At 51.0% G+C, this 4748-nt stretch carries 4 protein-coding genes; 1 reads left to right on the top strand and 3 read right to left on the bottom strand.

The annotated features are described in order from the left end of the window. Window positions 1–7 precede the first annotated feature (7 nt). Genes thrB through ON064_RS17090 form a run of 3 tightly spaced genes read right to left on the bottom strand, consistent with a single transcriptional unit; the run spans window position 8 to window position 3266 of the window. Window positions 8–913 (bottom strand): homoserine kinase, encoded by a 906-nt coding sequence (gene thrB / locus ON064_RS17100; protein ID WP_274625714.1) that lies wholly within the window; start codon window positions 911–913, stop codon window positions 8–10. After that, complete coding sequence (thrC, locus tag ON064_RS17095; RefSeq protein WP_058383328.1) at window positions 910–1971, bottom strand: threonine synthase; 1062 nt, start codon at window positions 1969–1971, stop codon at window positions 910–912. The genes thrB and thrC overlap by 4 nt, the downstream gene beginning before the upstream one ends. Then, window positions 1968–3266 carry a homoserine dehydrogenase gene (locus ON064_RS17090; protein ID WP_058383327.1) on the bottom strand — a complete coding sequence of 433 codons (1299 nt, stop codon included), beginning with the start codon at window positions 3264–3266 and terminating at the stop codon, window positions 1968–1970. Before ON064_RS17090 ends, thrC begins: the two co-directional genes overlap by 4 nt. Before the next feature lie 128 nt (window positions 3267–3394). On the opposite strand from ON064_RS17090, the gene ON064_RS17085 reads away from it, so the two are divergent. Beyond that, window positions 3395–4748 (top strand): aspartate kinase (locus ON064_RS17085; RefSeq protein ID WP_274625713.1); only part of this gene is annotated, 1354 nt, incomplete at its 3' end.

Genomic DNA, 4748 nt, shown 5'->3' with positions numbered 1-4748 from the left:
CTTTTTGTTATGCAACTGTTTCATATGATTTGGTGCCGCTACAGGCCGGCTTCATTGCCATGCTTTCATAATGCGGAAATAGCTGGCCGAGCGCCTGTGCGATGCGTTGTTCATCGCCAGCGCGGACCGGGATGAAGAGGGACGGGCCCGCTCCGCTGATCGCATATCCATAAGCACCGAGCTTGCGGCACGCTTCACCGATTTCCTTAAAATCCGGAAAACGATTTCGGCGATACGGCTGATGGAATGTATCTTTGCTCATGAGCTTGCCGGCTTTTTCCCAATCGCCGCGCACCATCGCTGCAGACAGCACATTGGCTGCGGCACTTCCCCGTATACTTTCAGCGTGTCGAAGCTGTTCGGGCAACAGGCTTCTGGACTCTTCTGTGAGGAAAATCTCCTGGGGGATCAATAGCACGACCCCGATATCGACTTGTTCGACGTGAACAGTTTCGATCTGCTCTTCATCATAATAGGAAATTGTCAGTCCCCCGAGCAGTGAAGCGGAGATATTATCCGGATGGCCTTCCATCTCTGTGCCGATTTGTACTTTTTCCTGGTCGGACATATGCAGATCGAGTAAACGATTGGCCAATTCAATCCCTGCTGCAATAGCTGAAGCACTGCTGCCGAGCCCCCGCCCGAGCGGGATATCCGTATCGATTTCCAATTTGGCTGCCGGCAACTCTTTACCGTATGCGGCAGCTGTGCGTTCAGCCGCCTGCAGGATCAAATTATCTTCAACACCGGACAAGTGGGCGTATTCAGGTGTTTTATAGTCAAGCTGCCAGGAATCTGCGGGCGACACATGAATATTCAAATGGAGGTCCAGGGCAAGGCCGATGGAATCGAATCCGGGGCCCAAGTTGGCAGTGGATGCAGGTACTGCTATCGAAAACTCTTTACCGCTCATACTTTGACCTCCTTTTTTAACTCCTCCCAAAACTGTTCCATGTTTGCGGCTTCGAGCATGCCGTCTTGTTTGCTGACTTCGATTGCAGTCGCCGGATCTTTCAGGCCATTTCCTGTCAGTACACAGACGACGGTAGATCCTTTTTTGATTTGGCCGTCTTCGACTTGTTTTTTGAGGCCCGCGATTGATGCGCAGGATGCCGGTTCCGCAAAGACGCCTTCTGTCTTGGCGAGCAACTGGTAAGCTTCGAGGATTTTATCATCGCTTCTTGCCAAGATCGTGCCTTTTGATTCATCGAGTGCATTCAGTGCCAATTGCCAGCTTGCCGGGTTGCCGATGCGGATCGCCGTCGCGACTGTTTCTGGCTGTTCGACCACTTTGTTCTGGACGATCGGCGAAGCGCCTTCCGCCTGGACACCGAGCAGTTCAGGGCGTTTTTCACCTGTACGTTCGGCGTATTCAGTGAAGCCTTTCCAAGCGGCTGAAATATTACCGGCATTGCCGACAGGAAGCGCGAATAGGTCCGGCACTTTCCCAAGCTGCTCGATCACTTCGAAAGCGATTGTCTTCTGGCCCTCTAGGCGATACGGGTTAACGGAGTTGACGAGTGCGATGCCTGGGGATTTGCCGATTTCACGGACCATTTCCAGCGCTTCGTCAAAATTGCCTTTGATCTCCAAAATTTCTGCACCGTACATTTTTGCCTGTGCCAACTTGCCAAGCGCAATGCGGCCTTCCGGAATGACGACAATCGTCCGCATGCCCGCTCTTGCGCCGTATGCAGCGGCCGATGCCGATGTGTTTCCTGTGGATGCACAAACGAGGACGCTCTTGCCTTCTTCCTTCGCTTTAGCGACTGCCATGACCATGCCGCGATCTTTAAAAGAACCGGTAGGATTGGCGCCTTCGATTTTGGCGTAAACCTCGATGCCCCAATCAGCAGATAGCTTTTCGAGATGGATCAGCGGCGTATTGCCTTCTTGCAAAGTTAGTTGAGGCGTAGCTTCCGTCACTGGCAGCCACTCTTTATATTGTTCGATCAGTCCTGGCCATCTCATGCTGCATCCTCCCCTTCAATGCGGTAATGGCTGATCAGGCTTGCCATTCCTTCAAGTTCTTTCAAGACATCCAAATGCTGCTGGCGTGAGATTTCATGTGTTTTTAAAATGAGCTCCGCTTTTCCTTCGGTTTCATTTGTTCCTGGATTCTGTACGATCGATTGGATACTTGCTCCGTGGTTGCTGTAGATGGCGCTCACTTTAGACAATACCCCAACGACATCATCCACCAGCAAACGATGGAAGTATTTTGAACAGCTTTTATCTGCAGGTTTGATCACTCGTTCGTGCTGTGCAGCGTGTTCACGCTTTCCGTTCACGCCGAGAAGCAAGTTCCTGCAAGCTGCAATGATATCGGATACGACGGATGTCGCTGTCGGCAATGAGCCTGCACCTGGGCCGTAAAGCATCGTTTCACCGACCGCATCGCCGTAGATGTAAACGGCATTGAATTCGTTATTGACCGAAGCCAAAGGATGGCTGTTTGCCAGGAAAATCGGTTCAACCGAAACGTCGATTCCGTCTTCATCTTTTGTCGAAGAGCCGACCATTTTCATCGTATAGCCCAAGCTCTCGCCCATCTCCACATCGCCATCCTTGATCGTATCCATTCCGCGGATATTGACATCATCCAATTTCACTTCTGTCGAATAGGCGAGTGATGACAAAATGACCATTTTGCGTGCTGCATCAAGGCCACCGACATCCGCTGTCGGGTCGGCTTCCGCAAACCCAAGTTCAGTCGCTTCCGCAAGTGCATCTTCATAGCTTTTCTTTTCCTGCTTCATTTTCGTTAAGATGAAGTTCGTTGTTCCGTTGACGATGCCCATCATGCTTGAGATGCGGTCAGAAGCCAGACCATCTTCTAGCGTGCGGATGATCGGGATGCCGCCGGCTACACTCGCTTCATAGAAAAGGTCACATTTCTCTGCATCTGCCAATTTCAATAAATCATGGCCATATTCTGCCATGACGTCCTTATTGGCCGTCACGACCTGCTTGCCTGATTTTAACGCCTGTTCCATCGCCGCTCTGGCGCCTTCGATGCCGCCCATCACTTCTACGATTATATCAAGGGAAGAATCATTCAAGATTTCTTCAATATCTGTCGTGAAGACATTCGGATCGAGGTCCGATATCCGGTCTTTCCCGGCATCACGTACCAACACTTTCCGGATCGCGACTTTTGCGCCGAGTTTGTGCTGCAGATCTTCCTGATGCTGCTGAATGATCTTCGCCACGCCGCTCCCTACTGTCCCGAAACCTAATAATCCGATTGAAATTTCATTTTTCATTGACGATTCCTCCCATGGTGTGTACACTGTGAAAAAACAGCTGTTTTTGTCATAGAGACATTATAGTATTATATTTTGGTGAAAACAACCCTTTTCACAGACTATTAAAAAAGATGGGACTTGATAGGATGAAAGTATGCAAATTCGGTGGAACTTCAGTCGCTAGCGCGCAGCAAATCAGAAAAGTCGCAAGCATCATCAAAGCGGACCCGGCACGCCGGATTGTGGTCGTCTCAGCTCCAGGCAAACGCCATAGTGGAGATGTAAAAGTGACCGACCTGCTCATCCGTCTCGCGTCCGTCGCATTAATGGGCGAATCCATCCAACAGCCCTTGCAGGCAGTCATCGACCGTTACACGGAAATTGCAGATGAACTCGGGCTTGACCGAGACATCATCGACATCATCCGTGCCGATCTCTCAGACCGTCTGCGCGCAGACAGCGGCCAGCATGATTTGTATATCGACTCGATCAAAGCGGCAGGGGAAGACAATTCAGCGAAACTGATCGCTGCTTATTTCACTTCCATCGGAATGCAGGCAGAATATGTCAATCCACACACAGCCGGCTTATTCGTCAATAATCCGCCGGAACGCGCACAAGCATTGCCGGAATCTTACAACCAGCTTGCAACTTTGAGCGACAAGCCGTCAATTACCGTGTTCCCCGGATTTTTTGCTTACACAAAAGACGGCATGCTCCGGACATTCGACCGCGGCGGCTCCGACATAACAGGGTCTATCCTTGCAGCTGCCGTCAAGGCCGAGCTGTATGAGAATTTCACCGATGTCGACTGCGTGTTTGCGGCCAATCCCCAAGTCGTGGATAATCCAGTGGAAATCGAACAAATGACGTACCGTGAAATGCGCGAGCTATCCTACGCTGGATTTGCCGTTCTTCATGATGAAGCCTTGATGCCTGCATACCGGGCGTCCGTGCCGCTGTGTATCCGCAACACCAATAATCCGTCCGCGCCAGGCACAATGATCGTCGCGGAACGCGCCGATTCCCCGCGCCCCGTTACCGGGATTTCCGCAGACAGCGGCTTCTCCACTTTGTATGTCGGCAAATATTTGATGAACCGCGAAGTCGGATTCGGCCGAAAACTGCTGCAAATCCTGGAAGAAGAAGAAATCTCCTATGAACACATCCCGTCCGGCATCGATAATCTATCGGTTATCCTCAGAAGCCATCAGCTCGATGACGAAAAAGAACAGCGCATCATCGAACGGGTGAAAAACGAACTCCAGGCGGACGATGTCCATATCCGCAATGATTTCTCGATGGTCGTCTTGGTGGGCGAAGGCATGAACAATAATAAAGGCCTGACTGCCCGTGCGGCCGCTGCATTTGCGCGCACCAACGTCAATATTGAAATGATTAACCAGGGGTCTTCCGAAGTCAGCTTGGTATTCGGCATCCTGAAAGAAGACGAAGGAAAAATCCTCAATGAACTCTACAAGGAATTTTTCGCACCGGCGC

This window comes from Planococcus sp. A6 (genome assembly GCF_028823615.1).
Lineage (GTDB): Bacteria > Bacillota > Bacilli > Bacillales_A > Planococcaceae > Planococcus.
This window is presented reverse-complemented; position numbering and strand designations above follow the sequence as displayed.